General features: G+C 68.4%; 20 protein-coding genes and 1 riboswitch. Of the genes, 11 read left to right on the forward strand and 9 right to left on the reverse strand.

Annotated elements, in window-relative coordinates:
* Window positions 1-52: 52 nt before the first annotated feature.
* The gene (locus tag IC535_RS08210) at window positions 53-949 is read right to left on the reverse strand and encodes an Hsp33 family molecular chaperone HslO (RefSeq protein WP_228884172.1); all 897 of its coding nucleotides are present in this window, start codon (window positions 947-949) and stop codon (window positions 53-55) included.
* Between the two features lie 115 nt (window positions 950-1,064).
* Here IC535_RS08210 and mtgA point away from each other — a divergent pair, with 115 nt between their 5' ends.
* Genes mtgA through IC535_RS08225 form a run of 3 tightly spaced genes read left to right on the forward strand, consistent with a single transcriptional unit; the run spans window position 1,065 to window position 3,264 of the window.
* Window positions 1,065-1,814 (forward strand): monofunctional biosynthetic peptidoglycan transglycosylase, encoded by a 750-nt coding sequence (gene mtgA, locus IC535_RS08215; protein WP_228884173.1) that lies wholly within the window; start codon window positions 1,065-1,067, stop codon window positions 1,812-1,814.
* Window positions 1,815-1,853: 39 nt separating this feature from the next.
* Window positions 1,854-2,873, forward strand: a complete 1,020-nt coding sequence (locus tag IC535_RS08220; RefSeq protein ID WP_228884174.1) for a glycosyltransferase family 2 protein — start codon at window positions 1,854-1,856, stop codon at window positions 2,871-2,873.
* Entirely contained in the window at window positions 2,833-3,264 is a 432-nt protein-coding gene (locus tag IC535_RS08225) for a CBS domain-containing protein (protein WP_228884175.1), read from the forward strand. Before IC535_RS08220 ends, IC535_RS08225 begins: the two co-directional genes overlap by 41 nt.
* 259 nt (window positions 3,265-3,523) lie before the next feature.
* Here IC535_RS08225 and IC535_RS08230 read toward each other — a convergent pair whose 3' ends face one another.
* From IC535_RS08230 to IC535_RS08245, 4 genes are all read right to left on the reverse strand, one after another.
* A complete protein-coding gene (locus IC535_RS08230; protein WP_429000309.1) occupies window positions 3,524-5,506 on the reverse strand; it encodes an AsmA family protein in 1,983 nt (660 codons plus the stop codon).
* A 258-nt stretch (window positions 5,507-5,764) separates the two neighbouring features.
* Window positions 5,765-6,400 (reverse strand): PAQR family membrane homeostasis protein TrhA, encoded by a 636-nt coding sequence (gene trhA, locus IC535_RS08235; protein WP_267472835.1) that lies wholly within the window; start codon window positions 6,398-6,400, stop codon window positions 5,765-5,767.
* Between the two features lie 105 nt (window positions 6,401-6,505).
* The gene (locus tag IC535_RS08240) at window positions 6,506-8,110 is read right to left on the reverse strand and encodes a peptide chain release factor 3 (RefSeq protein WP_228884176.1); all 1,605 of its coding nucleotides are present in this window, start codon (window positions 8,108-8,110) and stop codon (window positions 6,506-6,508) included.
* A 48-nt stretch (window positions 8,111-8,158) separates the two neighbouring features.
* The gene (locus tag IC535_RS08245) at window positions 8,159-9,076 is read right to left on the reverse strand and encodes a M23 family metallopeptidase (protein ID WP_228884177.1); all 918 of its coding nucleotides are present in this window, start codon (window positions 9,074-9,076) and stop codon (window positions 8,159-8,161) included.
* A gap of 269 nt (window positions 9,077-9,345) precedes the next feature.
* A riboswitch (SAM riboswitch) is annotated at window positions 9,346-9,466 on the forward strand.
* A 77-nt stretch (window positions 9,467-9,543) separates the two neighbouring features.
* Between IC535_RS08245 and metX the strand changes: the two genes are divergently transcribed.
* The 7 genes from metX (at window position 9,544) to IC535_RS08280 (ending at window position 21,965) form a co-directional block, all read left to right on the forward strand.
* Window positions 9,544-10,575, forward strand: a complete 1,032-nt coding sequence (gene metX / locus IC535_RS08250; RefSeq protein WP_228884178.1) for a homoserine O-succinyltransferase MetX — start codon at window positions 9,544-9,546, stop codon at window positions 10,573-10,575.
* Complete coding sequence (locus tag IC535_RS08255; RefSeq protein ID WP_228884179.1) at window positions 10,572-11,816, forward strand: O-succinylhomoserine (thiol)-lyase; 1,245 nt, start codon at window positions 10,572-10,574, stop codon at window positions 11,814-11,816. Before metX ends, IC535_RS08255 begins: the two co-directional genes overlap by 4 nt.
* Window positions 11,813-12,898: a homoserine dehydrogenase gene (locus IC535_RS08260; protein ID WP_228884180.1), complete on the forward strand. Its 1,086-nt coding sequence runs from the start codon at window positions 11,813-11,815 to the stop codon at window positions 12,896-12,898. The genes IC535_RS08255 and IC535_RS08260 overlap by 4 nt, the downstream gene beginning before the upstream one ends.
* A gap of 170 nt (window positions 12,899-13,068) precedes the next feature.
* Window positions 13,069-13,755 carry a response regulator transcription factor gene (locus IC535_RS08265; protein ID WP_228884181.1) on the forward strand — a complete coding sequence of 229 codons (687 nt, stop codon included), beginning with the start codon at window positions 13,069-13,071 and terminating at the stop codon, window positions 13,753-13,755.
* A gap of 58 nt (window positions 13,756-13,813) precedes the next feature.
* Complete coding sequence (locus tag IC535_RS08270; RefSeq protein ID WP_228884182.1) at window positions 13,814-13,975, forward strand: hypothetical protein; 162 nt, start codon at window positions 13,814-13,816, stop codon at window positions 13,973-13,975.
* 167 nt (window positions 13,976-14,142) lie between these two features.
* Window positions 14,143-20,019 (forward strand): ESPR-type extended signal peptide-containing protein, encoded by a 5,877-nt coding sequence (locus IC535_RS08275; protein WP_228884183.1) that lies wholly within the window; start codon window positions 14,143-14,145, stop codon window positions 20,017-20,019.
* Between the two features lie 119 nt (window positions 20,020-20,138).
* Complete coding sequence (locus IC535_RS08280; protein ID WP_228884184.1) at window positions 20,139-21,965, forward strand: S8 family peptidase; 1,827 nt, start codon at window positions 20,139-20,141, stop codon at window positions 21,963-21,965.
* Window positions 21,966-22,004: 39 nt separating this feature from the next.
* Here IC535_RS08280 and IC535_RS08285 read toward each other — a convergent pair whose 3' ends face one another.
* On the reverse strand, window positions 22,005-23,387 hold the full coding sequence (locus IC535_RS08285) for an L-serine ammonia-lyase (RefSeq protein ID WP_228884185.1): 1,383 nt from the start codon (window positions 23,385-23,387) through the stop codon (window positions 22,005-22,007).
* A 97-nt stretch (window positions 23,388-23,484) separates the two neighbouring features.
* Between IC535_RS08285 and IC535_RS08290 the strand changes: the two genes are divergently transcribed.
* A complete protein-coding gene (locus tag IC535_RS08290; protein WP_228884500.1) occupies window positions 23,485-23,703 on the forward strand; it encodes a glutaredoxin family protein in 219 nt (72 codons plus the stop codon).
* 110 nt (window positions 23,704-23,813) lie between these two features.
* On the opposite strand, the gene IC535_RS08295 is transcribed toward IC535_RS08290, so the two are convergent.
* From IC535_RS08295 to IC535_RS08305, 3 genes are read right to left on the reverse strand one after another with little or no spacing between them, the layout of a single operon-like run.
* Window positions 23,814-24,380, reverse strand: coding sequence for a YceI family protein (locus tag IC535_RS08295; RefSeq protein ID WP_228884186.1), 567 nt, complete (start codon window positions 24,378-24,380; stop codon window positions 23,814-23,816).
* Between the two features lie 3 nt (window positions 24,381-24,383).
* Window positions 24,384-24,956, reverse strand: a complete 573-nt coding sequence (locus IC535_RS08300; RefSeq protein WP_228884187.1) for a cytochrome b — start codon at window positions 24,954-24,956, stop codon at window positions 24,384-24,386.
* Window positions 24,953-25,639, reverse strand: coding sequence for a YceI family protein (locus tag IC535_RS08305; RefSeq protein WP_228884188.1), 687 nt, complete (start codon window positions 25,637-25,639; stop codon window positions 24,953-24,955). Before IC535_RS08305 ends, IC535_RS08300 begins: the two co-directional genes overlap by 4 nt.
* Between the last annotated feature and the right edge of the window lie 131 nt (window positions 25,640-25,770).

Here is a 25,770-nt window from a genome sequence, read left to right on the forward strand (position 1 = left end):
TATGATTTCTTAACAAGTCTTCGTTCTCCCCAGAACAAAACTCGCATGGCGATTACTGAAGCCGTTCAGGTGCCGGCGAGGAGACGACGGCGTCGCCGAACAGTATGTCCAGTTCCGTCAACGCAAAGTGATACTCCTGTCCGCAAAATTCGCAACGGATCTCCACCGCGCCGGTCGGCTCGGCCGCCGCCCGGGCTTCGGCCTCGCCCAGCGACTCCAGCATCCCCTGCACCCGCTCGCGCGAACACGAGCAGGCAAACCGCAGCGGGCGCTCGCCGAGCAGTTCCGGCTTCTCTTCATGGAACAGCCGGTGCAGCAGGTCATTGCCGGCCACTTCCAGCAGTTCCTGCTTGCCCAGGGTCTCGAACAGGGCGCTGGCCCGCGACCAGCCGTCGTGGTCGCCTTCATCGCCAGGCAGTTTCTGCAGCAGCAGGCCGGCGGCGCGCCCGCCGTCGGCGGCCAGCAGCAGGCGGGTGGGCAGCTGTTCGGACTGGCGGAAATAGTCCTCGAACGCCTCGTCCAGGTTCGAGGCGGTCAGCCCTACCAGGCTCTGGTAACGCTGCGGTTCGCGCGGGTCCAGGCCGGGGTTCTCGATGGTGATGGCCAGCAGCGCGTCCTCGCCCAGCGCGGTCAGGTCGCGCGGGGCGTCGCCGCCGCCCTCGGCCAGCTGCACGATGCCGCGCAGGGTGCCGGCGGCGGTGCATTCGGCGAACAGGGTGCGCATGGCGGTGTTGCTGCGCAGCTGGATCGACAGGCGCCCATCGACCTTGGTGTGGCCGGTGAACAGCGCCGAGGCGACGCTGGCCTCACCGAGCAGTTCGGCCGCCGCCGGCGGGTAGCTGGCGTGGGACAGGATCTCGCGCCAGGTCTCATCCAGGTGCACGTGCACGCCGCGGACGCCGGCATCGGGAAGCAGGAAACGGGTAAGGGTGTCGGATTGGGCGGTCATCGGTGTGGTGGCTGCGCTGGAATGGGAAAGATGTGCGGCAACGGCGGCATGCTGCAAACGCGGCATGTTGCCGGATAATGCGCCGACAACCGTATAGGCAAAGGATGCATCCGTAATGGGGGCAGAGCGCAGCAACCTCAAGGCCGGGCCGGGCCTGGCACCGTCGCGCCCGCGGCGCTGGCACTGGAAACGCCTGCTGTGGCTGCCGGTGCTGTTGGCGGCGTTCAGCGTACTGCAGGTGCTGGTCCTGCGCTTCATCGACCCGCCGCTGTCCACGGTGATGCTGTGGCGCTACGGCGAAGCGCTGGGCCAGGGCGATTGGGACTACCGCCTGCATTACCAGTGGCGCGACCTGGAGCAGATGGCCCCGAGCCTGCCCATTTCGCTGGTGGCCGCCGAGGACCAGCGCTTCCCCGAGCACAACGGTTTCGACCTGCAGGCCATCGAGAAGGCGCGCGACCACAATGCCAGGGGCGGGCGCCTGCGCGGGGCCAGCACGATCAGCCAGCAAGTGGCCAAGAACCTGTTCCTCTGGCAGGGCCGCAGCTGGGTCCGCAAGGGGCTGGAGGTCTGGTACACGCTGCTGATCGAGACCCTGTGGCCGAAATCGCGGATCCTGGAGATGTACGCCAACATCGCCGAGTTCGGCGACGGTATCTACGGTGCCCAGGCCGCCGCGCGCCAGTTCTGGGGCAAGGACGCCAAACGCCTGAGTCCGGCCGAAAGCGCGCGGCTGGCCGCGGTGCTGCCGGCGCCGCGGCGCTACGCCGCGGCCCGGCCCGGTCCCTATGTGCAGCGGCGCGCGGCCTGGATCCAGCGCCAGGCGCGGCAGCTGGGTGGCAACGCCTACCTGGGCGAGGACTGAGCGCCGATGCCCGGCATGGGGGGAGGCTACAATCCGGGCATGCCTGCAGAACGCCTGACCGTGGTCATCGCCGCGTACAACGAAGCGGCCAGCCTGCCGTTGCTGCACCCGCGGCTGCGTGCGGTGCTCGACGCGCTGGACGGCATCGAGGGCCGCATCCTGTATGTGGATGACGGCAGCAGCGATGCGACCTGGGCGGTGCTGCAGGCGCTGGCCGCGGCCGACCCTGCGGTGGGCGTGCTGCGGTTGTCGCGCAATTTCGGCAAGGAGGCCGCGCTGACCGCAGGGCTGGATTTTGTCGAGTCCGGGGCGGTGATGATCCTCGATGCCGATGGCCAGGACCCGCCGGAACTGATCCCGGAGTTCGTCGCGCTGTGGCGGCAGGGCTATGACAACGTGTACGGCACCCGGCGCGTGCGCGACGGCGAGGGCTGGCTCAAGCGCAGTACCGCGGCGATGTTCTACCGGGTGATCGGGCGGCTGTCCAAGACCCCGATCCCGGCCGACACCGGTGATTTCCGGCTGCTGTCGCCGCGCGCGCTGCAGGCCCTGGGCCAGCTGCGCGAGCGCCACCGTTTCATGAAGGGCCTGTTCGGTTGGGTCGGTTTCCGCCGGGTGGCGCTGCCGTACCACCGCCATGCGCGGATGGCCGGGCACAGCCAGTTCGGGCTGTGGCGGTTGTGGAACTTCGCGCTGGAAGGCATCACCGGGTTTTCCACCGCGCCGCTGCGGGTGACCACTTACCTGGGGCTGGCCACGGCCGGTTTCGCCTTCCTGTTCGCGTTGTGGGTGGTGGGCAAGGCGGCGCTGTATGGCGACCGTGTCGCCGGTTGGCCGACGATGATGGTGGTGATCCTGTTCCTGGGCGGGGTGCAGCTGATCGCGCTGGGCCTGATCGGCGAATACCTGGGGCGGCTGTATGAGGAATCCAAGCAGCGCCCGCTGTACCTGGTTGACACCTGGCAGGCGCCGTTCGTGGCAGACTCGGGCGTGCATCCCAATGTTGGAGGGCAGCGAGATGGCCACGGTACGACAGCTGTTGGAAGGCAAGTCCCCTGAGGTGTTCGCGGTTGCGCCGCAATCTGCGGTGATCGACGCGATCCGCCTGATGGCCGAGAAGGGCATCGGCGCGGTGCTGGTGATGGAAGGCGGGCAACTGGCGGGGATCCTGTCCGAGCGCGATTACGCCCGCAAGATCGTCCTGCACGAACGTTCCTCGCGGACCACGCCGGTCAGCGAGATCATGACCGCCAAGGTAGTGACCGTGGCGCCGTCCGAACAGGTCGAGCACTGCCTGCAACTGGTCACCGACTACCGTATCCGGCATCTGCCGGTGGTCGAGGGTGGCAGCGTGATCGGGGTGATTTCGATCGGCGACCTGGTCAAGGCGGTGATCGACGAACAGGCGCAGAAGCTGGATCAGCTGCAGCAGTACATCGTGGCTGGATGATGCTGGCTTGCGGCATTGGTGGGCGCCTTCCTGGCATCGGTCAGGAGGGCGCGGGCAACCCCATGCAGGACACGCCGTGAATACGTCCTTGTAGGCTCGGTCGGCGCATCCATGCGCCTCACGGTCCTGCATGGGGTTACCCGCGCCCTCCTGTCCGGGTTACGCCGCTGCGGTTGAAGGGGGCGTGTCGACCTGCGGTCGGCACCTACGGTGGCGCGATTGGTAGGTACCGACCGTTGGTCGGTACGCCTGGCGTCCCTCACTTCCGGTAGCGTCCGCCGCAATTGCTGTCCTTGCCGGGCCCGGTTTCCAGGGTAGCCAGCAGCGCGGCCGGCGGGGTGAGGGTGCCCAGGGTGAGGGCGATCGCGCCGCGGAGGCCCAGGGCCTTGAAGTCGGGGCGGAACGAAGGATCCTTGAAGCTGCCGCCCACGCGCAGCGGCGAGCGCAGGGCCAGGATGCTGAAGTCCTTCGGGCGCGGGCGCAGCAGCAGGTCCAGTTGTTCCTGCTTGAGGTCGATGCTGCCCTCGCCGACGATCAGGGTATCGGTGGTATCCAGCCCCAGTGCGCGGGCGTGCATGACGCCGTCGTCGACGCCGAAGTCGCCGAAGGCGCAGCGCAGCGGAATCTGTTTGTCGCCGGTGAACAGGAATTTCAGCGATTCGGCCACGTCCAGCCCGGCCAGTTCCATCACCAGGTTGCCGACGTGGCCGCGGCCGATGCCCACGGACACGTTGCCGTTGGAACTGCCCAGCATGGCCGCGACCGAGTTGCCGCTGCCGGCCAGGTCGAGGTCGCCGCTGACGCCGCCGGCGACCTGGTCGGCCAGCTTGGAATCGGGCATCAGTCTGCCCAGCTGCACCTTGCGGATGCTGGCCTGCAGCTGGGTGGAAATCACGTCCTTGCGTGCGTCCATGCGCACGGTGCTGCGGATGTCGCCGCCGGCAACGCCGAAGTTGAGCGGCTCCAGGCGCAGCAGGCCGGCGTCGAGTTTGAGGTGGGCATCCATGTCGTCCAGCGGCAGCGTGGGGGAATTGATGCGCTGCGCCTTCCAGCGCACGTCCGCGTCCATGGCGCGCAGCTTGGTGAGGTTGTAGGGCGTGTCGGGCAGGATCTTCGCGCGGGCGGCGAGGGCGGCGGCCCTGGCCTTCTGTTCGGCGTTGGCGGTTTCGCCGGCGCCGGTCCGCGGCGGGGCGCCGATGAAGCCGGCCAGGTCGTCGAAGTCCAGGCGCCTGGAGGCCAGGTCGGCCTTGAGGAACGGGCGTTGCCCGCCGACGTCGATCTGCGCGGTGCCGGCAAGGTCGCTGTCGCCGGCGACGCCGGTGAACTCCTCGTAGCGCCAGATGTCGTGGTCGCGCTTGAGCCGGCCGTTGAGGCGGTACGGCGGGGTGGACGGCATGGCCACGCCGATCAGCGGGAACAGGTCTTCCATGTCCCGGCCGCTGAGCATGAGCTGGAGGTTGAACACGCGCAGGGCGAAGGGGTTGGTGAGGGTGCCGCTGGCGATGGCACGGGTGCCGCCGGCGCGGCCGTCCAGATGGATGCGGAACGGGTGGTCGCTGTTGGTGAGCTCCAGGGGCGACTCGGTGTTGCCGTCCAGCGAGAAGGCGTTGCCCTTCCAGCGGCCCTTGCCCTTGACCAGCAGCGGCGGGGCACTGTCCGGCGTGCGTGGTTTGCCGCTGTTGAGGGCGACCAGGACGTCGGTGCGGCCGGCGCTGCCGAGGAACTTCAGGCGGCCGTCGTCGATGAGCAGGCGCTGCAGTACCGGCGGGTCGCCATCGTTGGGGCCGAGGAAATCCCAGTTGCCGGGCTGGTCCTTGCCCGGTGCGGTTTCCAGCAGCAGGTCGGGCCGGGTAAGGCGGATTTCGGGAATGCGGATCTGGCCGCGCAGCAGCGGCCAGGCCCGCAGGTCGATTTCGGCGCGGTCGGCGCTGGCCATGCGCGGCGTCCTGGACCACGACGCATTGGCAAAGGTCAGGCCATCGCCGCGCACGGTCAGGGTGCGCCCGAGATCGACATCCAGGTTGCCGCCGATATGGAATTCGCGCCCGGTCTTGGCCTGCACGGCGCGTTCGACAGGACCCTTGAACCAGTTCCAGTCCCACAGCGCGATCACCAGCAGGACCAGCGCGAACAGGAACACCAGCACCGCAAGCCAGCGTTGCCCGCGCTTGCCAGGACGCCGCGTGCGCCAGCGTGAGCGGGAGGAGGATGAATCGGGCACAGGCGTGGGGACGGTATTCACACGCCCATCTTTCCCTGTTCACGGTGCACGCAACGCGAAGCAAGCGTAAGCGATCTGTCAGGGAGGCGGTGTTTGTTAAATGGACATGCCGGCAGAGGTAAGCCGTCTGCTGTGCTGCCGAGGAGGTGCCCCAGAACGTGCAAGCCCCCTTCTGTTAAGGGGGCGCGCCGACAGGCGCGGGGATAGGAGGCATGCGCAAGGGGCCCCATCCTGCACAGCAGGATGGGGTGCCACTTTGTGGCGGCCGCCGCAAAGGTGCTACAGCACCTGCGCGGTGACCGCCACAAAGTGGCATACGCTGCCGCCAATCACGAACAGATGCCAGATCGCATGCGAATAAGGGATCGATTCGCGGTGGTAGAAATAGGTGCCCAGCGTATAGAACACGCCACCGGCCAGCAGCCAGCCCAGCGTCCAGGCGTCCAGCGAGGCCCACATCGGCTTGATCGCCACCATCACCATCCAGCCCATGGCGATGTAGATGATGGTCGACAGCAGTTTGAACCGGCCGGTGTAGAACAGCTTGAAGATCACCCCGAACAGCGCCAGCGCCCAGATCGCGGTGAACATGCCCCAACCCCACGGGCCGCCGCGCAGGCCGATCAGGGTGAAGGGGGTGTAGGTGCCGGCGATCAGCACATAGATCGCGCAATGGTCGAATACCTTCAGCCGGCCCTTGACGACCGGGTGCTGGATCGCGTGGTACAGGGTGGAGGCGGTATACAGCAGCAGCAGCGCCACACCGAACACGATCGCGCTGGCCAGTTGCCAGCGGTCGCCATGGATGGCGGCCAGGGTGATCAGCACCGCACTGGCAGCGAGCGCGGCAACCGCGCCCAACCCGTGGGTCAGGGCGCTGGCGATTTCTTCACGTACCGAAGCAACAGAGGTCATGGTGATGATAAGGCGTGCGGGGAGGGGGAGCCCGCTCCCCCCTATCATCGCCGCGATGCGGCGCGCATGCACGCGCGCCGTTTCAGTCGGGGCTCAGGCCGGGGCTCAGGCCACTGAAATGCTGTGCGCCGCTTCGCGGGTGGCGGCAAAGCGCACGTCCGGCGCGCGCTCCTGCGCCAACTGCAGGTTGACCCGGGTCGGGGCCAGGTAGACCAGCTGGCCGGCCGCGTCGATGCTGAGGTTGCCGGCGTTCTTCTCGCGGAACTCCTCCAGCTTCTTCTCGTTGCTGCAGGTCACCCAGCGCGCGGTGCTGACGCTGACCGGCTCGAAGGTGGCTTCCACGCCGTACTCGTCCTTCAAACGGTAGGCGGCCACGTCGAACTGCAGCACGCCGACCGCGCCGAGGATCAGGTCGTTGCTCATCAGCGGGCGGAAGAACTGGGTGGCGCCTTCTTCGGACAGCTGGGCCAGGCCCTTCTGCAATTGCTTGAGCTTGAGCGGATCGCGCAGGCGCGCGCGGCGGAACAGTTCCGGGGCGAAGTTGGGGATGCCGGTGAAGCTCACCGCTTCGCCTTCGGTGAAGGTGTCGCCGATGGAGATGGTGCCGTGGTTATGGATGCCGATCACATCGCCAGGCCAGGCTTCGGCGGCGATTTCGCGGTCGCTGGCCATGAAGGTCAGCGCGTTGGCCAGCTTCATTTCCTTGCCGGTACGCACGTGGAAGGTCTTCATGCCGGCCACGAAGCGGCCCGAGCACACCCGCATGAAGGCCACCCGGTCGCGGTGCTGCGGGTCCATGTTGGCCTGGATCTTGAACACGAAGCCGGTCAGCTTGTTTTCCTGCGGGGCGATCACCCGGCCGGTGGTGGCGCGCGGCTGCGGCGACGGGGCGTGCTCGACGAAGAAGTCCAGCAGCGGCTGCACACCGAAGTTGTTCACGCCCGAGCCGAAGAACACCGGGGTCTGCCTGCCAGCCAGATACTCGGCCGAATCGAACCGGTGGCTGGCGCCCTGCACCAGTTCCAGTTCGTCGCGCAGGTCGGCCAGCATGCGCTCGCCGATCTTCTCGGCCAGGCCCGGCGAATCGATCGAGGGAAAGATCGTCGAGTCCTGGCGGGTGAAGTTGCGGCCCTGTTCGTACAGGTGCACTTCGCCGCTGATCAGGTGGACCACGCCCTTCAGGCGCTGGCCCATGCCGATCGGCCAGGTCACCGGCGCGCACTGGATGCCGAGCACGCTTTCCACTTCATCGAGCAGGTCGATCGGCTCCTTGCCTTCGCGGTCGAGCTTGTTGATGAAGGTCATGATCGGGGTGTCGCGCAGGCGGCACACTTCCATCAGTTTGATGGTGCGCTCTTCCACGCCCTTGGCCACGTCGATCACCATCAGCGCCGAATCCACCGCGGTCAGCACCCGGTAGGTGTCCTCGCCGAAGTCGGCGTGGCCGGGGGTGTCGAGCAGGTTGACGATCTTGCCTTCATAGGGGAACTGCATCACCGAGGAGGTGACCGAGATCCCGCGCTCCTTTTCCAGCGCCATCCAGTCGGAGGTCGCATGGCGCGCCGCCTTGCGGCCCTTGACCGAACCGGCCATCTGGATCGCGCCGCCGAACAGCAGCAGCTTTTCGGTCAGCGTGGTCTTGCCGGCGTCAGGATGGGAAATGATGGCGAAGGTGCGGCGGCGCGCGGCTTCGGTAGCGACTTCGGACATGGCAGGACGCGCCCGCCCGGGGCGCTTTTCAAAGAGATAAGCCCCCGATTATAGCGGGCTGCCGCCACTGGCGGGTCGGTACGGGGCGGCCTGGCCATCGCTGGGGGCCTCGCGGGCAAAGCGCAGCTCGCCCCGGGGCGCCACGATCCGCACCGGAATCGAGCGCAATTGCATGCCGGCATTGACCTGGACCACGAAGTGCAGGTGCGGGGCGGTGCTGTAGCCGGTATTGCCGGACAGCCCGATCGGTTGGCCGGCCTGGACCCGTTGCCCGCTGCGCACGCGCAGCCCGCTGGGCTGCAGGTGGGCGTAGACGGCCATGCTGCCGTCCGGGTGCAGGATGCGGATGAAGTTGGCCCGTTCGCGGTCGCCCGGCGCGCTTCCGCCGTTGCCGTGGAAGCGGCCCTGCACCTGCATCACCCGGCCGGCGCGGGCGGCCAGCACCGGGGTGCCCTCGGGCAGGGCGAAATCGACCGCATCGCGGTTTTCCGCGTCGGTATGGCTGAAACGGCCCTGCGGGGCCTGGCTGACCCGGAGGCGGGCGGCGTCGAAGGGCAGCCGGTAGGCCACGTCCTGGGGCTGTGCGGCCGGGTCGCCGGGTACGGCATCCAGCAGCAGGTCCAGCCGCGGCACGCCGTCGGGCAGCTGCAGGCGGGCCACCACCACGCTGGAGGCGCCGGCCAGCACGCTGCGCAGCGGCAAGCCGGGCAGGGGGGCCGCGCCAGGAGGCTGGCGCAGGCCAACCTGCACCGGGCCGGCCAGGTGGTTGTCCACCCGCACCTGCCAGCGGTGGCCGGCGCCTTCCAGCGCGACCGAGGCGATCGGGCCGCTGTCGGCGTCCTGCGGCGTGGCCGCCGATGGCTGGGCGATGCCCCAGCCGCTGCGCCAGCCAGCCCCGTTCGGCGCCGCCGCGGCCGCGATCGCCAGGGGGCACAGCAGCAGGGTGGCCAGCAGGGCACGGCGCATGGGCGGGATCCGGGACAGGTGGGCGCGACTGTACGCAAGCGGGCGGGGTGGGGGAAGACCCGCATGCCCGGCTGGATTCATCGCTGCCTCACGGCGCTGAACGAAGCTGCCGCATGAGCGGTGACCACGGCTACCGGCGGCAATCGGACGAGCCGGGGCTGCGCTACTACTGATAGCCCGCTCGCCGACCGGCCACTGATAAGAAAAAGCCATATCGCTTCATCCGGATGAAGGGATTGACATCCCCGGAAGGGGCTGGCATCGTAGCCTCACCATCGAGACCGGCAGAGGGACAGGCCCTTTGAAGCCGGGGCAGCCCGCAGGTGCGCAAGCGACCTGCGTAGGTGCCAAATCCTGCGGAGACCGTTGTGGTCTTCCGAAAGATGGTTCGAACCGTGCACCGTGCGTGCACCTCGAACGCGAGCTCCGCGAAAGCTCGATGGCCGACTCCTTCTCTGGATACCGCCATGGGTTTCGCTACTGCCGCCGCTGTTGCCACCGACGCCTTCGCACCGATCAGCGTCCCGCTCGATACCGGCTTGCACGCCGTGCGCGGCGATATCGCCGCGGTGCTGTCGATGCGCCATGGCGGGCCGCGGCCGGTGCGCCTGCGCTATGAGCTGGTGGGCCGCAGCGACGCGCCGGTGGTCGTACTGGCCGGCGGCATCTCCGCGCACCGCCACGTGGCGGCCAATGCCGACTTCCCCGAGAAGGGCTGGGCCGAAGGCCTGGTCGCGCCCGGGCGCAGCCTGGATCCGACCGCCCTGCGCATTCTCGCGTTCGATTTCATCGGCGCCGACGGTGCGCTGGACCTGCCGATCGATACCGCCGACCAGGCCGATGCGCTGGCGCTGCTGCTCGACCATCTGGGCATCGGCCAGCTGCACTGCTTTGTTGGTTACTCCTACGGCGCGCTGGTCGGCCAGCAGTTCGCAGTGCGCCATCGGCAGCGGCTGCGCAAGCTGGTGGCGGTCAGCGGCGCGCACCGCCCGCATCCCTATGCCGCCGCCTGGCGCGCGCTGCAGCGCCGCGCGGTCGCATTGGGCCAGCTGCAGTGCGCCGAAAGCCACGGGCTGGCGCTGGCCCGCCAGTTCGCCATGCTCAGCTACCGCACCCCGGAGGAGTTCGGCGACCGCTTCGACACCGCCCCGGAGCTGGTCAATGGCCGCGTGCGCGTGGCTGCCGAGGACTATCTGGACGCCGCCGGCGCGCAGTACGTGGCGCGCACCCCGGTGGACGCCTACCTGCGCCTGTCCGAATCGATCGACCTGCACCGCGTCGATCCCACCGCCATCCAGGTCCCCACTGTGGTGGTGGCCGTTGAAGGCGACCGCCTGGTGCCGCTGGCCGACTGCGTCGGCCTGGTCGAGGGACTTGGCCCGCGCGGCAGCCTGCGCGTGCTGCGCTCGCCCTACGGCCACGACGCCTTCCTGAAAGAAACCGATCGCATCGACGCGATCCTCGCCAACGCCATCCATTCCCCGGGAGAAACCGCATGAGTCTGTCCACTGGCAACGCACCGTCCTGTAGCCGCGTCACCGCCGCCGTGCGTGCCGGCATCGACCGCGATACCGCCCACGGCGCGGTGACCCCGCCGATCGTGCTGTCGTCGAACTTCAGCTTCGATGGCTTTGGCAACAAGCGCCAGTACGACTACACCCGCAGCGGCAACCCGACCCGCGACCTGCTCGGTGAAGCCCTGGCCGAACTGGAAGGCGGGGCCGGCGGGGTGATCACCTCCACCGGCATGGGCGCGATCAACCTGGTGCTCAACGCGCTGCTGCAGCCCGGCGATACCCTGGTGGTGCCGCACGATGCCTACGGCGGCAGCTGGCGCCTGTTCAACGCGCTGGCCAACAAGGGCCATTTCAGCCTGATCACCGCCGACCTGACCGATCCGCGTTCGCTGGCCGATGCGCTGGCGCAGTCGCCCACCCTGGTGCTGATCGAAACCCCGTCCAACCCGCTGCTGCGCATCACCGACCTGCGCTTTGTGATCGACGCCGCGCACAAGGCCGGGGCCAGGGTGGTGGTGGACAACACCTTCCTGTCGCCGGCCCTGCAGCAGCCGATAGCCTTTGGCGCCGACGTGGTGCTGCATTCGACCACCAAGTACATCAACGGCCACAGCGACGTGGTCGGCGGTGCGGTGATCGCGCGCGATCCAGCCGTGCACGAGCAGCTGGTGTGGTGGGCCAACGCGCTGGGCCTGACCGGTTCGCCGTTCGATGCGTTCCTGACCCTGCGCGGCTTGCGCACGCTCGGCGCGCGCCTGCGTGCGCATCAGGAAAACACCGCCGAGGTGGTCGAGCTGCTGGCCGGCAGCGACGCGGTGGCCAAGGTCTACTACCCGGGCCTGGCCGACCATCCCGGCCATGCGATTGCCGCGCGTCAGCAGGACGGCTTCGGCGCGATGCTGTCCTTCGAGCTGGCCTCGTGTCCGGGCGATGACCCTCACGCGGCGGTGCGGGCGTTTGTCGATGGGCTGCGCTGCTTCACCCTGGCCGAGTCGCTGGGCGGGGTGGAGAGCCTGGTCGCGCACCCGGCGACCATGACCCATGCGGCGATGACGCCCCAGGCGCGCGCGCACGCCGGCATCGGCGAGGGCCTGCTGCGCCTGTCGGTGGGCATCGAGGCGGCCGAAGACCTGGTGGCCGACCTGCAGGCCGGGCTGGAGCGTGCGCAGGCGGTGATCGACCTGCAGGCCAGAGCGGCGTTGCGCAAACAGGTGGATGCATGAGCGCGGTACTGAACCTGCACCCGGTTGCAGCGGGCGGGCGGCGGCTGGCGCTGCTGGGTACCGGCACCGTCGGCACCGCGTTCGTGCAGCGCTACCAGGCACTGCAGGCGCGCGGCCTGGTATTGCCGGCGTTCTCGTGGCTGGCCAATTCACGCACCGCGCGCGCCTGCGAACAGGCGCCGGAGCACGAGCTGCAGCAGGCCAACCTGGCCGCGCGCGGGGTACCGGCGCTGCAGCCATGGGCCGAGGTCGAAGGCCTGCAGCGCGGCGACGTGGTGGTCGATGCGACCGCCAGCGACGAGGTTGCCAACTGGCATGAACAATGGCTGGCACGCGGCGTGCACGTGGTCACCGCCAACAAGCTGGGGCGTGGGGCGCAGCTGGCGCGCGCACAGGCGATCGCCGACAGCGGCCACGGCGGCGCGGCGCACTACGGCGACAGCGCCACCGTCGGTGCCGGGCTGCCGCTGCTGAGCAGCCTGCGCGCGCTGGCCGCCGGCGGCGACCGCATCCACCGCGTGGAAGGCGTGCTGTCCGGGTCGTTGGCGTGGCTGTTCCATCACTACGATGGCCGGCGCCCGTTTTCCGCGTGGGTGCGCGAAGCGGCCGATGCCGGCTATACCGAGCCGGATCCGCGCGTGGACCTGTCCGGTGAAGATGTACGCCGCAAGCTGCTGATCCTGGCGCGCGCCAGTGGTATCGCGCTGCGTGCCGAACAGGTGCAGGTGGACTCGCTGGTGCCGGCGGCGCTGGCGACGCTTCTGCCGGGCGAGGCGCTGGCACAGCTGACGCTGCTCGACGCTCCGCTGCAACGGCATTGGCAACAGGCGCAGGCGCAGGGTGCGTGCCTGCGTTTCGTAGGCGGTTTCGATCACGAGGGCGCGTCGGTAGGGTTGCGCATCCTGCCGCTGGACCATCCGCTGGCCGGCGGTGCGCAGACCGACAACCGGGTGGCCATCCACAGCGACCGCTATCACGCGCAACCGCTGCTGATCCAGGGGCCCGGCGCGGGTGCCGGGGTCACCGCAGCGGCGTTGCTGGATGACGTGTTGGCGATCGTGCGGACGCGACCGACAGACTGAGCAGGTGCCGGTGGCGCCGCTGCCACCCTACGCTGGCGTATCGCCGGCCGCTGCAATCGTTTCCTGCAATTTGCACATTTATCGAAAGACCTGCGCGGCAAGCCCGGCTACCATCGAGGTGCCCCGGATTCAGTTGCCTGCCGAGAGTGATCGATAGCCCGCACACCGCAGTGAAGATCGTCGTACTGGAAGATGACCGGGTGTTGCGCGACTGCGTGCTGTTGCCGCGACTGCGCGACCATGGTTTCGCGGTGGACGGACTGGCGAGCGCCGCAGAACTGCTCGCGTGTCTGCAACAGCAGCCGGTGGACATCGCGGTGATCGATGCCGGTCTGCCGGATGCCGATGGATTCGAGTTGGTGCAGTCGCTGCGCCGGCGCTACCCACCGCTGGGCCTGTTGATGCTGACCGGTCGCGCCAGCGTTACCGACCAGATGCGCGGGCTGAGCAGCGGGGCCGATGCCTACCTGGCCAAGCCGGTCGACATCAGTCTGCTGGCGGCCACCCTGCACAGCCTGGCCCGGCGCCTGCGGGAGGGTCGGCAGCCGGCCGCCGAGGCGGTGCCTGATGGCGGTTGGCGGCTGGACGCGGGCGGTTGGCGGCTGTTGTCGCCGCTGGGCTGCGGGGTCAACCTGACCCGCAGCGAGCGGCCGCTGCTGCAACGACTGATCGCCGCCACCGGCGAGGTGGTGTTGCGTGAAGAACTGATCTCCACGCTGACCGACGACGTGTTCGAGTTCGATACCCACCGCCTGGACTCGATGATCCACCGCTTGCGACGCAAGGTCGCCAACGGTTGCGGCCTGCCACTGCCACTGACTTCGGTACACGGCGAGGGTTACGTATTCATTGCCTGACCCGCGCTGAACTTGCAGTGCAGTGATGGCATACGGGGTCGTGCACCCATTCACCTCCGTGCGTTCCACTACCCGCCCGATCCGCGCGTTCTCGCCTGCCATCGCGCTGCCTTCCAGCAGCATCTACCGCGGCGGCGCATCGCGCGCGGATTGCATTGCCAACGCGGGCGGTGAGAAGTCGGTGATGCGCGATGAAAATACGGTGAGAGTGCGTGCGTGACAGCGTTTGTTCAGCCGCCTAGGTTGTTCACGGCCGGTGCAGAAAACTTCTCTCCCCAGCGCACCGGCAGCCATTCAACAAGACCCGCAGCGACACGCTGGCAGATACGCCTGCGGACGGTCGATGGGCGTCCTGTTGCCTGAATAATCCGCAGTGCAGGGAACTTCATGAACAAGATCTTTCGTCGTGTCTGGAATCGTGTCTTGCAGCAGCTGGTGGTCGCCTCCGAGCTCGCCCGTGGTTGTGGTCGTGCCGGTGGTCGTAGCGGCGGCGCCATGGTGTGTCTGCTGGCCAGTGCCTTGTTGATGCCGGCGTGGGCATCGGCCAGTGAGGACAGCGAAGACCCGCTCTGCGTGGAAGATGCGCAGGGCTGCGGCCAGCAGCGTGGCGTGGCACTGCCGGTGAACGCCGGGGACGCTGCCGTGCTGGGTCGTGACGCATTGGCGCTGGGCCAGGGCGCGCGCGCCGATGGCGACGTTGCCACTGCGGTAGGGGCCTACAGCATGGCCAGCGGTGATGGCAGTACCGCGCTGGGCGCCGAATCGCAGGCCAGTGGCCGGCTGGCGACCGCGCTGGGTACCGGTGCCCGCGCCGAAGAGCTGGGTTCCAACGCCTATGGCGTCGGCGCGCGGGCGAGCGCCATGCATGCGATGGCACTGGGTTCGGAGGCCTATGCCAGCGGTAGCCACAGCATTGCCATGGGCCGCGACAGCCGCGCCGATGGCGCCAGTTCGATTGCCATTGGTGGCATCCCGGCTTGCGATGGTCAGTTCTGCATTGCAGAAACTACTGCGGCCTGGGGCCGCAACAGCACTGCGGTCGGCGCCGGTGCGCAGACCGTCGGTGACAACGCCAGCGCGCTCGGCACACGTGCCAAGGCCGATGGCAGCAATTCGGTGGCGCTGGGTTCGGACTCGCGTGCGCTGCGCGATGACACGGTGTCGGTGGGCAACGAGTTGTATGGCACCACCCGCCAGATTACCGGTGTGGCTGACGGCACGCAGGCAAACGACGCGGTGAACCTGCAGCAGTTGCAGCGCGTGGCCGATCAGGTGGGTGACGCCGGCCACTATCTGTCGGTCAACGGTGCCGGCGATGGCAGCGACGACGCGCTGGCCACAGGCCGCGACAGCACCGCGCTTGGGCCAGATGCACGCGCCGAGGGTGATGGCAATGTGGCCATCGGTGCCCGCGCACACAGCCAGAACCGCGATGCCGTGGCCATTGGTACCGACAGTGCAGCCTCAGGCGTGGGCGCCGTAGCGCTCGGTGGGCGTGCGCGCGCAGACCAGGCGCTGACCACTGCAGTCGGCGGCAATGCCAACGCCAGCGGGTTGGGCAGTACGGCATTGGGCAGTTCGGCGAAAGCCCTGGACTGGAAGGCCGTAGCGGTGGGCGCCTACGCGCGGGCCAACGGCTTCTTCTCCACCGCACTGGGCACCGAGACCGTCGCGGGCAACGTCGCCACCGCCGTCGGCCAGGGCAGTATCGCCGACGACGCGGCGCTGGCAGTCGGGGTACAGGCCAAGGCGGCCGTGGGCGGGGTGGCGCTGGGCAACAATGCCCAGGCCAACATTGATGGCACCGCGGTCGGCCGCGAGAGCTGGGCGCGCGGCGCTGAAGCCACTGCGGTCGGATTCAACAGCTATGCCAAGGGCGATAACAGCAGCGCGCTGGGTTCCAACGCCTGGGCGATGGGCGACAACAGCACCGCGTTGGGCTCGCACAGCCTGGCCAGTTCCGACAACAGCGTAGCGCTGGGCCAAGGGTCCAGTACCGGCGACCGCGCCAATACCGTATCGGTTGGCAGCGCCGAGGGCTGGACCGATGACTATGGCAACTACCACCCGGCGCAGGATCGCCAGATCACCAACCTGGCCGCGGGCACCGAAGACACCGATGCGGTCAACCTGGCCCAGTTGAAGGAAGTTGCCGCCGACGTCGGCGAGGCGACCCGCTACCTGGCCGTCAATGGCGCCAACGATGGCAGCGACGATGCGCAGGCAGCCGGTCGCAACGGCAGCGCGGTGGGACCCGGCGCCAGGGCCGACGGCGACAACAGCAGCGCGTTCGGTCGCCGTGCCAGGGCCGAAGGCGACGACAGCGTGGCGATGGGCAACGACAGCCGCGCCCGCGGCGAGGCGTCCACGGCGCTGGGCAGCGATGCCAATGCCGACGGCGACAGCAGCGTGGCCATCGGCGATGGCGCCAGCGCGCTGAACGAAGCGGCATTGGCGCTGGGCGACCATGCCAGCGCGTCGCACGACGATGCCAGCGCCATCGGCAGCCGCAGTTCGGCCTCTGCTGAAGGTGCGGTGGCACTGGGCGCCGACAGCCGGGCCAGCGGCAGGCACAGCGCGGCGCTGGGCACCGATGCGGTGGCCAGTGGTGCCGGTGCAACCGCGGTGGGCAACACGGCACAGGCCAGCGGTGTCTCGGCCACGGCCCTGGGCGAAGGGAGCCAGGCCAAGGGCGCGGGCAGCAGTGCGCTCGGTGCCGGGGCCAGCGCCATCGGCGACGCCTCGGTGGCGATCGGCGAAGACGCGACGGCCAACGGCAACAATGCGGCCGCGCTGGGGCGCCAGGCCGTGGCCAACGGTGCCGGTTCGCTGGCTCTGGGCAATCAGTCCTGGGCCGAAGCCGACCAGGCCATCGCGCTGGGCGAAAACGCCTGGGCCGCTGCCGAGGGCAGCGTTGCGCTCGGTGCGCAGTCGCTGGCCACCGGTGAGGATGCGCTGGCGCTGGGCGACGATGCGCACGCACTGGCCGACAACAGCGTGGCGCTGGGGGCCGGCTCGGTCGCCGATCGCGACAACAGTGTTTCGGTGGGAAGTGAAGGCAGCGAGCGCCAGATCACCCACCTGGCCGCCGGCACCGCTGACACCGATGCGGTCAACCTGGCTCAGCTGAAAGAAGTGGCCGAAGGCGCTGCTGATGCCAGCCACTATCTGTCCGTCAATGGCCGCGGCGATGGCAGCGATGATGCGCACGCCAGTGGTGAGCGTGCCAGCGCGGTGGGGCCGAACGCGTATGCGGTTGGTCACGGCAGCAGTGCTTTCGGTGACAGCGCCTATGCCGAAGGCCACGACGCGGTGGCGATGGGCTCCAACAGCAAGGCCTACGGCAACCACAGCATGGCCATCGGCGCGTTCAGTACGGCCGCCCGCGCCGGTGGGCTGGCCATCGGTGGGCGCGCGCAGGTCTTCGATGAGAATGGCATCGCGCTGGGTACCAGTAGCGGTGCGCTGGGCCAGGCAGCGTCGGCCATCGGTTACAAGGCCTGGGCACTCGGCGATGGCGCGGTGGCATTGGGCGAAAATGCACGTGCGACCGGTGAAGGTGGCATTGCCATCGGCCAGGACTCAATGGTGATCGGTGACCATGCAGCGGCGATCGGCAGCGATGCTTTCGCTTCCGGCGCGGATGCGATGGCGCTGGGCCACAATGCGGTGGCCGACGGTGACTACAGCACCGCACTGGGCAGCGGCAGTTATGCCGCCGGCGTAGGTGCTTCGGCCTTGGGCAGTGGTGCGGTGGCGTTGGCCGATGGCAGCACGGCACTGGGCGAGGGCAGCCTGGCCACCGGCGAGGGCAGCCTGGCCGGGGGCCGCAACGCGCAATCGCAGGGCAATGACAGCCTGGCGCTGGGCAGTTCGGCGCTGGCCACGGCCGACAACAGCATGGCGATCGGCAAGGACGCGCTGGCCCGCGGGCAATCCAGCATCGCCATCGGCGAGGGCAGCAACTCCAAGGGCGATCACTCCACGGCGGTCGGACTGGGCGCGATTTCCAGCGGTACCGGCAGCAGTGCCTTCGGTGCCGGCGCATTGGCCCATGGCAATGATTCTGTGGCGGTAGGCGGTGCGCTGGCGGTCGGCGAGGCGTCGGTCGCGATGGGGCGCAGTGCCTGGGCTGATGGGCTCAGTTCGGTCGCCATCGGCGATCTGGCGCTGGCCTTCGATGACTACGCCATCGCCATCGGTGACTTTGCCCAGGCCCACGGCGACAGCAGCATCGGTATCGGCAACGGTGTGTTTACTGGCGCGGATAACGCCGTGGCCATCGGCAAGTATGCCTGGGTCGGCAGCGAAAGCAGCGTTGCGATCGGTAAGGATGCCTGGGTCAAGAAGGATGCTGACAACGCTGTCGCGCTGGGCGCGGACTCGATTGCCGACCGCTCCAACAGCGTGTCGGTGGGCAGCTTCGGCAACGAACGCCAGATCACCAACGTGGCGGCCGGTACCGAGGACACCGATGCGGTCAACCTGGCGCAGTTGAAGGCGGTGGCCGATGGCGCGGCCGAGGCCAGCCACTATCTGTCGGTGAACGGCGCCGACGACGGCAGCGATGATGCGCTGGCCAGCGGTGACAACGCCGCGGCGGTCGGCACCAACGCGTATGCCGGTGGCGACGCTTCGGTGGCGTTGGGCCACCAGGCGATGGCCGGCGGCGACCGCAGTACCGCTGTTGGCAGCGACAGCTATGCCGGCGGCGAAGGCAGCACCGCGCTTGGCAACGGCGCCACCGCATTGGGCGAAACCTCGGTGGCGGTGGGCTATGGCAGTGTCGCCAGCGGCTGGGACGCTGTGGCGATGGGCACCAACGCGCAGGCCTTGGGCACCAACGCGGTCGCGCTGGGCTACGCCTCCAAGGCCGAGTCCGATGGTTCCACGGCGATCAACACTGGCGATAAGGTCGGGATGTGGGCCGATGCCACTCCAGGGGTCGGCAAGGACTCCGGTGGCTCCGTGGCGATGGGCATGGGCGCTTCGGTGGGTGCCGATGCGGCCGGTGCCATTGCGCTGGGCCTGAGTGCCACGGTGGCCAAAGGCGCCGGGCAGGGCATCGCGATGGGCACAGGCAGTTATGTCGCCGACAACCAGGGCATCGCCATCGGCGGCCTGGGCGCCGATGACGCCGGCAACCTGCGTCCGACCTACGCCGGCGGTAAAGGCTCGGTCGCACTGGGCGTTGGCGCCACCACCTGGACCGACCAGGCGGTGGCGGTAGGCGCGTACTCGCAGGTAACCGCCGGCAATGCGGCTGCATTGGGCGCCAATTCGCTGGCCGACCGTGACAACTCGGTATCGGTGGGCCGCGCCGGCGACGAACGCCAGATCACCAATGTCGCCGCCGGTACCGAAGCCACCGATGCGGTCAACAAGGGCCAGATGGACCGGGCCATCGCCGATGTCGGTGGTGACATGGAGGAACTGGCCAAGTCGGCGGTGAAGTACGACAACCCCGATCGCAAGGACAGGATCAGCCTGGAAGGCGAGAAGGGCACCAAGATCGCCAACCTCAAGGCCGGTACCGCGCTCGACGAAGCGACCAACGTGGAGCAGCTGCAGGGCGCGGTCACCGCGCTGGGCGGCGGGGCGTACCTGGGCAGCGATGGCAAGATCATCGGCCCGCAGTACCAGATCCAGGGCGGCACCTACGGCAATGTCGGCGGTGCGCTGGATGCGCTGGACGATGCGGTGAACAACCTGGATGACCGCCTCAGTAATGTCGAGGATGGCAAGGGCCCGGGCAACACCGGCAGCGGTGATGGCAGCAAAGACAAGCCGGTCGATCCGATCGCCGACAACGGCAGCGACCAGGCACCGGACAACGGTCCCGCCGGCGGCTCGGGCAATGGCACCTACGACCAGGACACCTACAACGCGTCCAAGACCTACACCGACGAAACCGCCGACAGGACCCTGGATTCGGCCAAGTCCTACACCGACAAGAAGTTCGACATGATGGACGACAAGTTCGATGCGCTGCGCGATGACGTCGATAACCGCCTGAAGAACCAGGACAAGCGCATCGACAAGATGGGGGCGATGAACTCGGCGATGATGAGCATGGCCCTCAATGCCGCCAACAGCCGCAGCGAGCGCGGACGAGTCGGCGTCGGTGCCGGTTTCCAGGGCAGCGAGAAGGCTTTGTCGATCGGCTATTCCAAGCAGATCGGCGAACGCGCCAGCTTTAGTCTGGGCGGGTCGTTCAGTGGCAGCGAGAGTTCGGCCGGCATCGGTTTCGGCATCGATCTGTAAGTACCCGCACCGCCGGCCGCATGTGGCCGGCGGTGGCCTTGCCGTGGACGGGTCGCCGCCCTGCGCGGGTGGCGGCCAAAGCGGCCTTTCCTGTTGTGACCCAAGTTGGGAGCATTATCTTGAAGAACAAACTCCGCACGCTCTGTTCGGCCGCCGTTGCGATCGGCCTGGCCGTACCGCTGGCCAACGCGGCGCCGCCGATGCTGCGCAAGCCGTTGCCGGCCGATGCCGCCACCGCCTTCGCGCCGCAGCAGCTGATCGTCAAGTACAAGGCGGGCACGCGCCTGGCGAAGGGCGATGCATATCTGCTTGACCGGCTGCAGGCCGCTGCCGCGTTGAGCCGCTCCGCGTCGCCGGCAGCTACCGTCGCACCGCTGCGGTTCACCGTGCTGCGTGGTACCGCCACCGGTGCGCGGCTGGTGCGTGCCTCACGCGGGCTGCAGGCGACCGAGGCCGACGCGCTGCTGGCCGAACTGCGCCGCGATCCGGACCTGCAGTACGCACAGCTGGACACGCTCAAGCAGCGCCTGGACAGCTTGCCCAACGACCCGGAACTGCCGACCCGCCAGTGGGACCTGACCCAGCCCGGCGCGGGCATCGCCGCAGCGGCGGCCTGGGACCACAGCCAGGGCGACGGGGTGATCGTGGCAGTGCTGGATACCGGCTATCTGCCGCATCGCGATCTGGCGGCAAACATCGTGCCGGGCTACGACATGATCGGCTGGTACGGGCAGAGTAACGACGAGCCGGATATCGCCGGTGACGGCGATGGCCGCGATGCCGACGCCACCGATGCAGGCGACTGGACCGATGCCAGCATGCCATGGTGCGGCGGCAACAGTGACAGTTCCTGGCACGGTACGCATGTGGCCGGTACGGTGGCGGCTGTCGGCAACAACGGTGTGGATATCGCCGGGGTCGCCTACCAGGCCAAGCTGCAGCCGGTGCGCGTGCTCGGCCACTGCGGTGGCCTCACCTCGGACATCGCCGATGCCATCGTCTGGGCGGCCGGCGGGCATGTCGATGGGGTGCCGGACAATGCGACCCCGGCGGAAGTGATCAACATGAGCCTGGGTGGATCCGGTGCCTGCAAGGAGGATTCGGCAACCCAGGAGGCGATCGACTTCGCGATCTCGCGCGGCGTGGCGGTGGTGGTCGCCGCAGGCAACAGCAGCGCCGACGTCAAGAACTTCTCGCCGGCCAGCTGCAACGGCGTGGTCACGGTCGGTGCCAGCGGGGTCAATGGCGGTCGTTCGTACTTCTCCAACTATGGGTTGGGCGTGACCCTGTCGGCACCGGGCGGCAATGCCAGCGCCGGCAACGATCCGGTCGATCGCTGGATATGGTCCCTGGGCGATTCCGGGACCACCGTGGCAACCAACGACAATGCGTTGATCGGCATGATCGGTACCTCGCAGGCCAGTCCGCATGTGGCCGGCGTGGTGGCGCTGATGCAGGCCGCTGCGGTTGGTGCCGGCCGCGCTCCGCTGACCCCGGCGCAGGTCACCCAGCTGCTGCGCAGCACCGCCCAGCCGTTCCTGCTGGCGCCGTCGCCGACCACGCCGATGGGCGCGGGCATCCTTGATGCCGGTGCGGCGGTGAAGGCGGCTATGGAGGATATCGTTGAAGATCCGGCTACGGTGCTGGTCAGTGGCAAGGTGCTCACTGGTCAGACCGGCGGCGCGGGCGAGAGCCGGCTGTACCAGATCGAGGTACCCTCCGGTGGCAGGAGCCTGCAGCTGCGCAGCTTCGGCGGCGTGGGCGACGTCTCGCTGTATGCATCCTTCGGCGAGAAGCCGAGCCTGGAAAAGCACCAGCGCAAGTCGGTCAAGCCGGGCAACAGCGAGGCCATCGTGGTCAACCTGCCCACCGCCGGCACCTGGTACCTGCGCCTGGTGGGTGAGCAGGGCTTCAGCGGGGTGAGCGTACTTGGCGTGCAGCAGTAAGCACAACCAGGCCGGGGCGGCGCACCGCCGCCCCGGCCTTCAGCACTCGATGACGTTTACCGCCAGCCCGCCGCGGCTGGTTTCCTTGTACTTGTCCTGCATGTCGCGGCCGGTATCGCGCATGGTCTTGATCACCTTGTCCAGCGATACCTTGTGCTTGCCGTCGCCACGCATGGCCATGCGCGAGGCATTGATCGCCTTGACCGCGCCCATCGCATTGCGTTCGATGCACGGAATCTGCACCAGCCCGCCGATCGGATCACAGGTCAGGCCGAGGTTGTGCTCCATGCCGATCTCGGCGGCGTTCTCGATCTGGCTGGGGCTGCCGCCCAGCGCGGCGACCAGGCCGCCGGCGGCCATCGAGCAGGCCACGCCCACTTCGCCCTGGCAGCCAACCTCGGCGCCGGAAATGGAGGCGTTTTCCTTGTACAGGATGCCGATCGCCGCCGAGGTCAGCAGGAAATCGAACACGCGCTGTTCGTTGGCGCCGGGGCAGAAACGGTCGAAGTAGTGCAGTACCGAGGGCAGCACGCCGGCCGCGCCATTGGTCGGGGCGGTCACCACCCGGCCGCCGGCGGCGTTTTCTTCATTGACCGCCAGGGCGTACAGGTTGACCCAGTCCAGCGTGGTCAGCGGGTCGCGCATCGCCGCTTCGGGCTTGGAGGACAGTTCGCGGTACAGCGCCGGGGCGCGGCGCGAGACGTGCAGGCCGCCGGGCAGGGTGCCTTCCTGGCGGATGCCGCGTTCCACGCAGGCCTGCATCGCGCTCCAGATTTCGCGCAGCTGTTCGCGGATCTCGTCTTCGCTGCGCCAGCACTTCTCGTTTTCGAACATCAGCTGGGCGATGCTCAGCCCGCTGCGCGCGGTCTGCGCCAGCAGTTCATCGCCGCTCTTGAACGGGTAGGGCAGCGGGGTTTCATCGGGCACGATGCGGTCGTCGGCGGCATCGTCCTGGTTGACCACGAAGCCGCCGCCGACCGAGTAGTAGTCGCGCGTGGCGATCACCTGGTCGTCGGCATCGTAGGCGGTGAAGCGCATGCCGTTGGTGTGGTAGGGCAGTTTCTGCCGTTTGTTAAGGCCCAGGTCGCGCTTCTCGTCGAAGACGATCTCGTGCTGGCCCATCAGCCGCAGGCGCTTGCTGGAGCGGATGCGTTCGAGCGTCTCGGGGATGATGTCCGGGTCGATCAGGTTCGGGCGCTGGCCTTCCAGGCCCAGCAGCACCGCCTTGTCGGTGCCATGCCCGCGCCCGGTCAGGGCCAGCGAGCCATACACGTCGGCGCGGATGCGCACCACGTCCTGCAGCCGGCCCGGGTCCAGCAGCCAGCGGTGCACGAAGCGTTCGGCGGCCTTCATCGGTCCCACGGTGTGCGAGGAGCTCGGGCCAATGCCGATCTTGAAAACGTCGAACGTGCTGACAGCCATGATTGCCAAACTGCGGGTATCGGATGGAGCGCTATTCTATGCTGTCGCAGGCGCCGACCTTGACTGCGGCGCAACATTTCCCAAGGCGGGTGGGCCGGTGTTTACCTTGTTCCAGCGTGATGACTGCCAGTTGTGCGACCAGGCTCTGGCGGTACTGGCCCAGGCCCGGGTGGCCGGGCTGGACAGTGTGTTCATCGACGACGACGCGGCCCTGGAGGCCCGTTATGGCCAGCGCGTGCCAGTCCTGCGCGATGCGCAGGGGCGGGAGCTGGACTGGCCGTTCGATGTGGCGGGCGTGAAGGCCTGGTGCGGCTAGCGCCGTCGCCGTGTTCGTCCGACCATGGGTCGGACCTACCCGGGGTAGATCCGACCCATGGTCGGATGGCGCGGTGCCCGATCCCGGCAGATCCGGCAGCCGGTGCCGGGTTATTTCGCTTTCAGGACCACTTTGGTGCTGATCGCCGTTTCGTTCGGGATGGTCTTGGTGTCGGCCCAGTCGCCGCCGCCCACGCCGAAGTCCAGGCGCTTGACCGTGGCCTTGCCGCTGAGCACCGGTTGCGCGCCCGGGGTCCAGGTGAAGGTCAGGGTGACCGGCTTGCTCACCCCGCGCAGTTCCAGGGTGCCGTCGGCGGCGTACTGGTTGTTGCCCAGCGAACGGAACTTGCTGGCGCTGTATTTGGCTTGGGCGAACTTGCCGACGTTGAAGAAGTCCGCGCCCTGCAGGGTCGAATCGCGGTCGTTGTTGCCGCTCTTGGCGCCGGCCAGCGGAATGGTCACTTCCAGCCTGGAGCCGTCCAGCTTGGCCGGGTCGAAACTGAGTTTGGTATCAAAGCCGGGGAAGGTGCCGGTGAACACCTCGCCGTCGTACTTGGTGGCAAACACCAGGATCGAGCCGGGCGCCTGCACGTAGTCGGCGGCCAGCACCGGGGCGGCGGCCAGCAGCCCGGCCAGGGCGGCGGCGACGGCCGCGGGGGAGGTGAGCTTGATGTTCATCGGTCAATCCTTCTGGGGGGAGGCAAGCCAGCGTTGCGGGAGCATGCGCGCAAGGGTGGCATCGCGTTGGTAAAAATGGTGGTAAAGCGCAGCGCCGGCGTGGGCCAGCACCACCGCAATGAGCAGCCAGAAGCCCCATTCGTGGATGGCGTGGGAGATCTGGCTGGCGCGCGCATCGGGCGCGCTGAGCTTGGGGACATCGACCAGGCCGAACCAGCGGAACGGCCGCAGCCCGCTGGCCGAATCGTACAGCCAGCCCGACAGCGGCAGGGCGAACATCAGCGCATACAACAGCCAGTGCGTGGCTGCGGCGATGCGTTCCTGCCAGCCCGGCGTGCCGGGCACCGGTGCGGGCGCGCCGGCATACAGGCGCCAGCCCAGCCGCAACGCCACCAGCGCCAGCACGGTGATGCCGATCGACTTGTGCATCGTGTAGATCCAGAAGTACTTCGGGGTCTTGGGGAACTCGCCCATGGTCAGGCCGACGATGCCCAGTGCCAGGATCAGTACGGCGATCAGCCAGTGCAGGGTCTGGCTGACGCCCCCCCAGCGGGTGGCGGTGTTCTTGGCGGTCATGGCGTGGTCTCCTGGACCGGCTGTGGCGATGGGGAATGGGAGTCTGCCGGCGGCACGGGAGTTCCCGGGGCATCGACCGGCGGCGCCTCGGGCGGATCGGCGGCATTGCGGTCGCGCACCGCTTCGGCCTCGATCCGCAGCTGCACCGCATCGCCGATCATCGACGGCCAGGCGTCCACGCCGAATGCGCTGCGGCTGAGCGTGGCGGTGGCCGAGAACCCGGCGGTGCGGCGGAACGGCGGCATCGGATGGCGCTTGAGCGCATTGAGGGTGACCGCCAGGGTGATTTCGCGGGTGACCCCACGCAGGGTCAGCTGGCCGATGACATTGGCGTGATTGGCATCCACCGGCTCGACCCGGGTCGAGACGAAGCGTGCCTCGGGGTAGCGCCCGGCGTCGAGCAGGTTGCGCGCCAGGGTGGCCTTGTTCCAGGCCTCGTCGCCCAGGTCCAGGCGCTGGATCGGCACGCGCACATTCAAGCTGGCCGCCGGCCAGTCCTGCGGATCGAATACCAGTACGCCCTCGCTGCCGGACACGGTGCCCAGCGCATGCGAGAAGCCGGCGTGTTCGACCGCGAACTGTACCCGGGTGTGGACCGGGTCGAGCCGATAGGTATCGGGGGCGGCCAAGGCTGGCCAGGGCGCGGTGCACAGCAGCAGGGCAAGGGTCAGGCGCGGGGTCACGGCCGGGCTCCATCGGGGTCAGGTCCGATCATACGCACAGCACGGTGCGGGCTGGCAGGGCCATGGCTGCAACAGATCGTGGTGCGGCCGGCAATGGCACCGGGGGCCATGCCTATGCGCTCGTGCGTGTC

This window comes from Stenotrophomonas rhizophila, assembly GCF_020857975.1.
Lineage (GTDB): Bacteria > Pseudomonadota > Gammaproteobacteria > Xanthomonadales > Xanthomonadaceae > Stenotrophomonas > Stenotrophomonas rhizophila_C.

What these genes read in the sequence shown, in the direction of transcription:
- IC535_RS08210 (WP_228884172.1), bottom strand. Translation starts at nt 949, where the DNA reads ATGACCGCCCAATCCGACACCCTTACCCGTTTCCTGCTTCCCGATGCC.
- mtgA (WP_228884173.1), top strand. Translation starts at nt 1,065, where the DNA reads ATGGGGGCAGAGCGCAGCAACCTCAAGGCCGGGCCGGGCCTGGCACCG.
- IC535_RS08220 (WP_228884174.1), top strand. Translation starts at nt 1,854, where the DNA reads ATGCCTGCAGAACGCCTGACCGTGGTCATCGCCGCGTACAACGAAGCG.
- IC535_RS08225 (WP_228884175.1), top strand. Translation starts at nt 2,833, where the DNA reads ATGGCCACGGTACGACAGCTGTTGGAAGGCAAGTCCCCTGAGGTGTTC.
- trhA (WP_267472835.1), bottom strand. Translation starts at nt 6,400, where the DNA reads ATGACCTCTGTTGCTTCGGTACGTGAAGAAATCGCCAGCGCCCTGACC.
- IC535_RS08240 (WP_228884176.1), bottom strand. Translation starts at nt 8,110, where the DNA reads ATGTCCGAAGTCGCTACCGAAGCCGCGCGCCGCCGCACCTTCGCCATC.
- IC535_RS08245 (WP_228884177.1), bottom strand. Translation starts at nt 9,076, where the DNA reads ATGCGCCGTGCCCTGCTGGCCACCCTGCTGCTGTGCCCCCTGGCGATC.
- metX (WP_228884178.1), top strand. Translation starts at nt 9,544, where the DNA reads ATGGGTTTCGCTACTGCCGCCGCTGTTGCCACCGACGCCTTCGCACCG.
- IC535_RS08255 (WP_228884179.1), top strand. Translation starts at nt 10,572, where the DNA reads ATGAGTCTGTCCACTGGCAACGCACCGTCCTGTAGCCGCGTCACCGCC.
- IC535_RS08260 (WP_228884180.1), top strand. Translation starts at nt 11,813, where the DNA reads ATGAGCGCGGTACTGAACCTGCACCCGGTTGCAGCGGGCGGGCGGCGG.
- IC535_RS08275 (WP_228884183.1), top strand. Translation starts at nt 14,143, where the DNA reads ATGAACAAGATCTTTCGTCGTGTCTGGAATCGTGTCTTGCAGCAGCTG.
- IC535_RS08285 (WP_228884185.1), bottom strand. Translation starts at nt 23,387, where the DNA reads ATGGCTGTCAGCACGTTCGACGTTTTCAAGATCGGCATTGGCCCGAGC.
- IC535_RS08295 (WP_228884186.1), bottom strand. Translation starts at nt 24,380, where the DNA reads ATGAACATCAAGCTCACCTCCCCCGCGGCCGTCGCCGCCGCCCTGGCC.
- IC535_RS08300 (WP_228884187.1), bottom strand. Translation starts at nt 24,956, where the DNA reads ATGACCGCCAAGAACACCGCCACCCGCTGGGGGGGCGTCAGCCAGACC.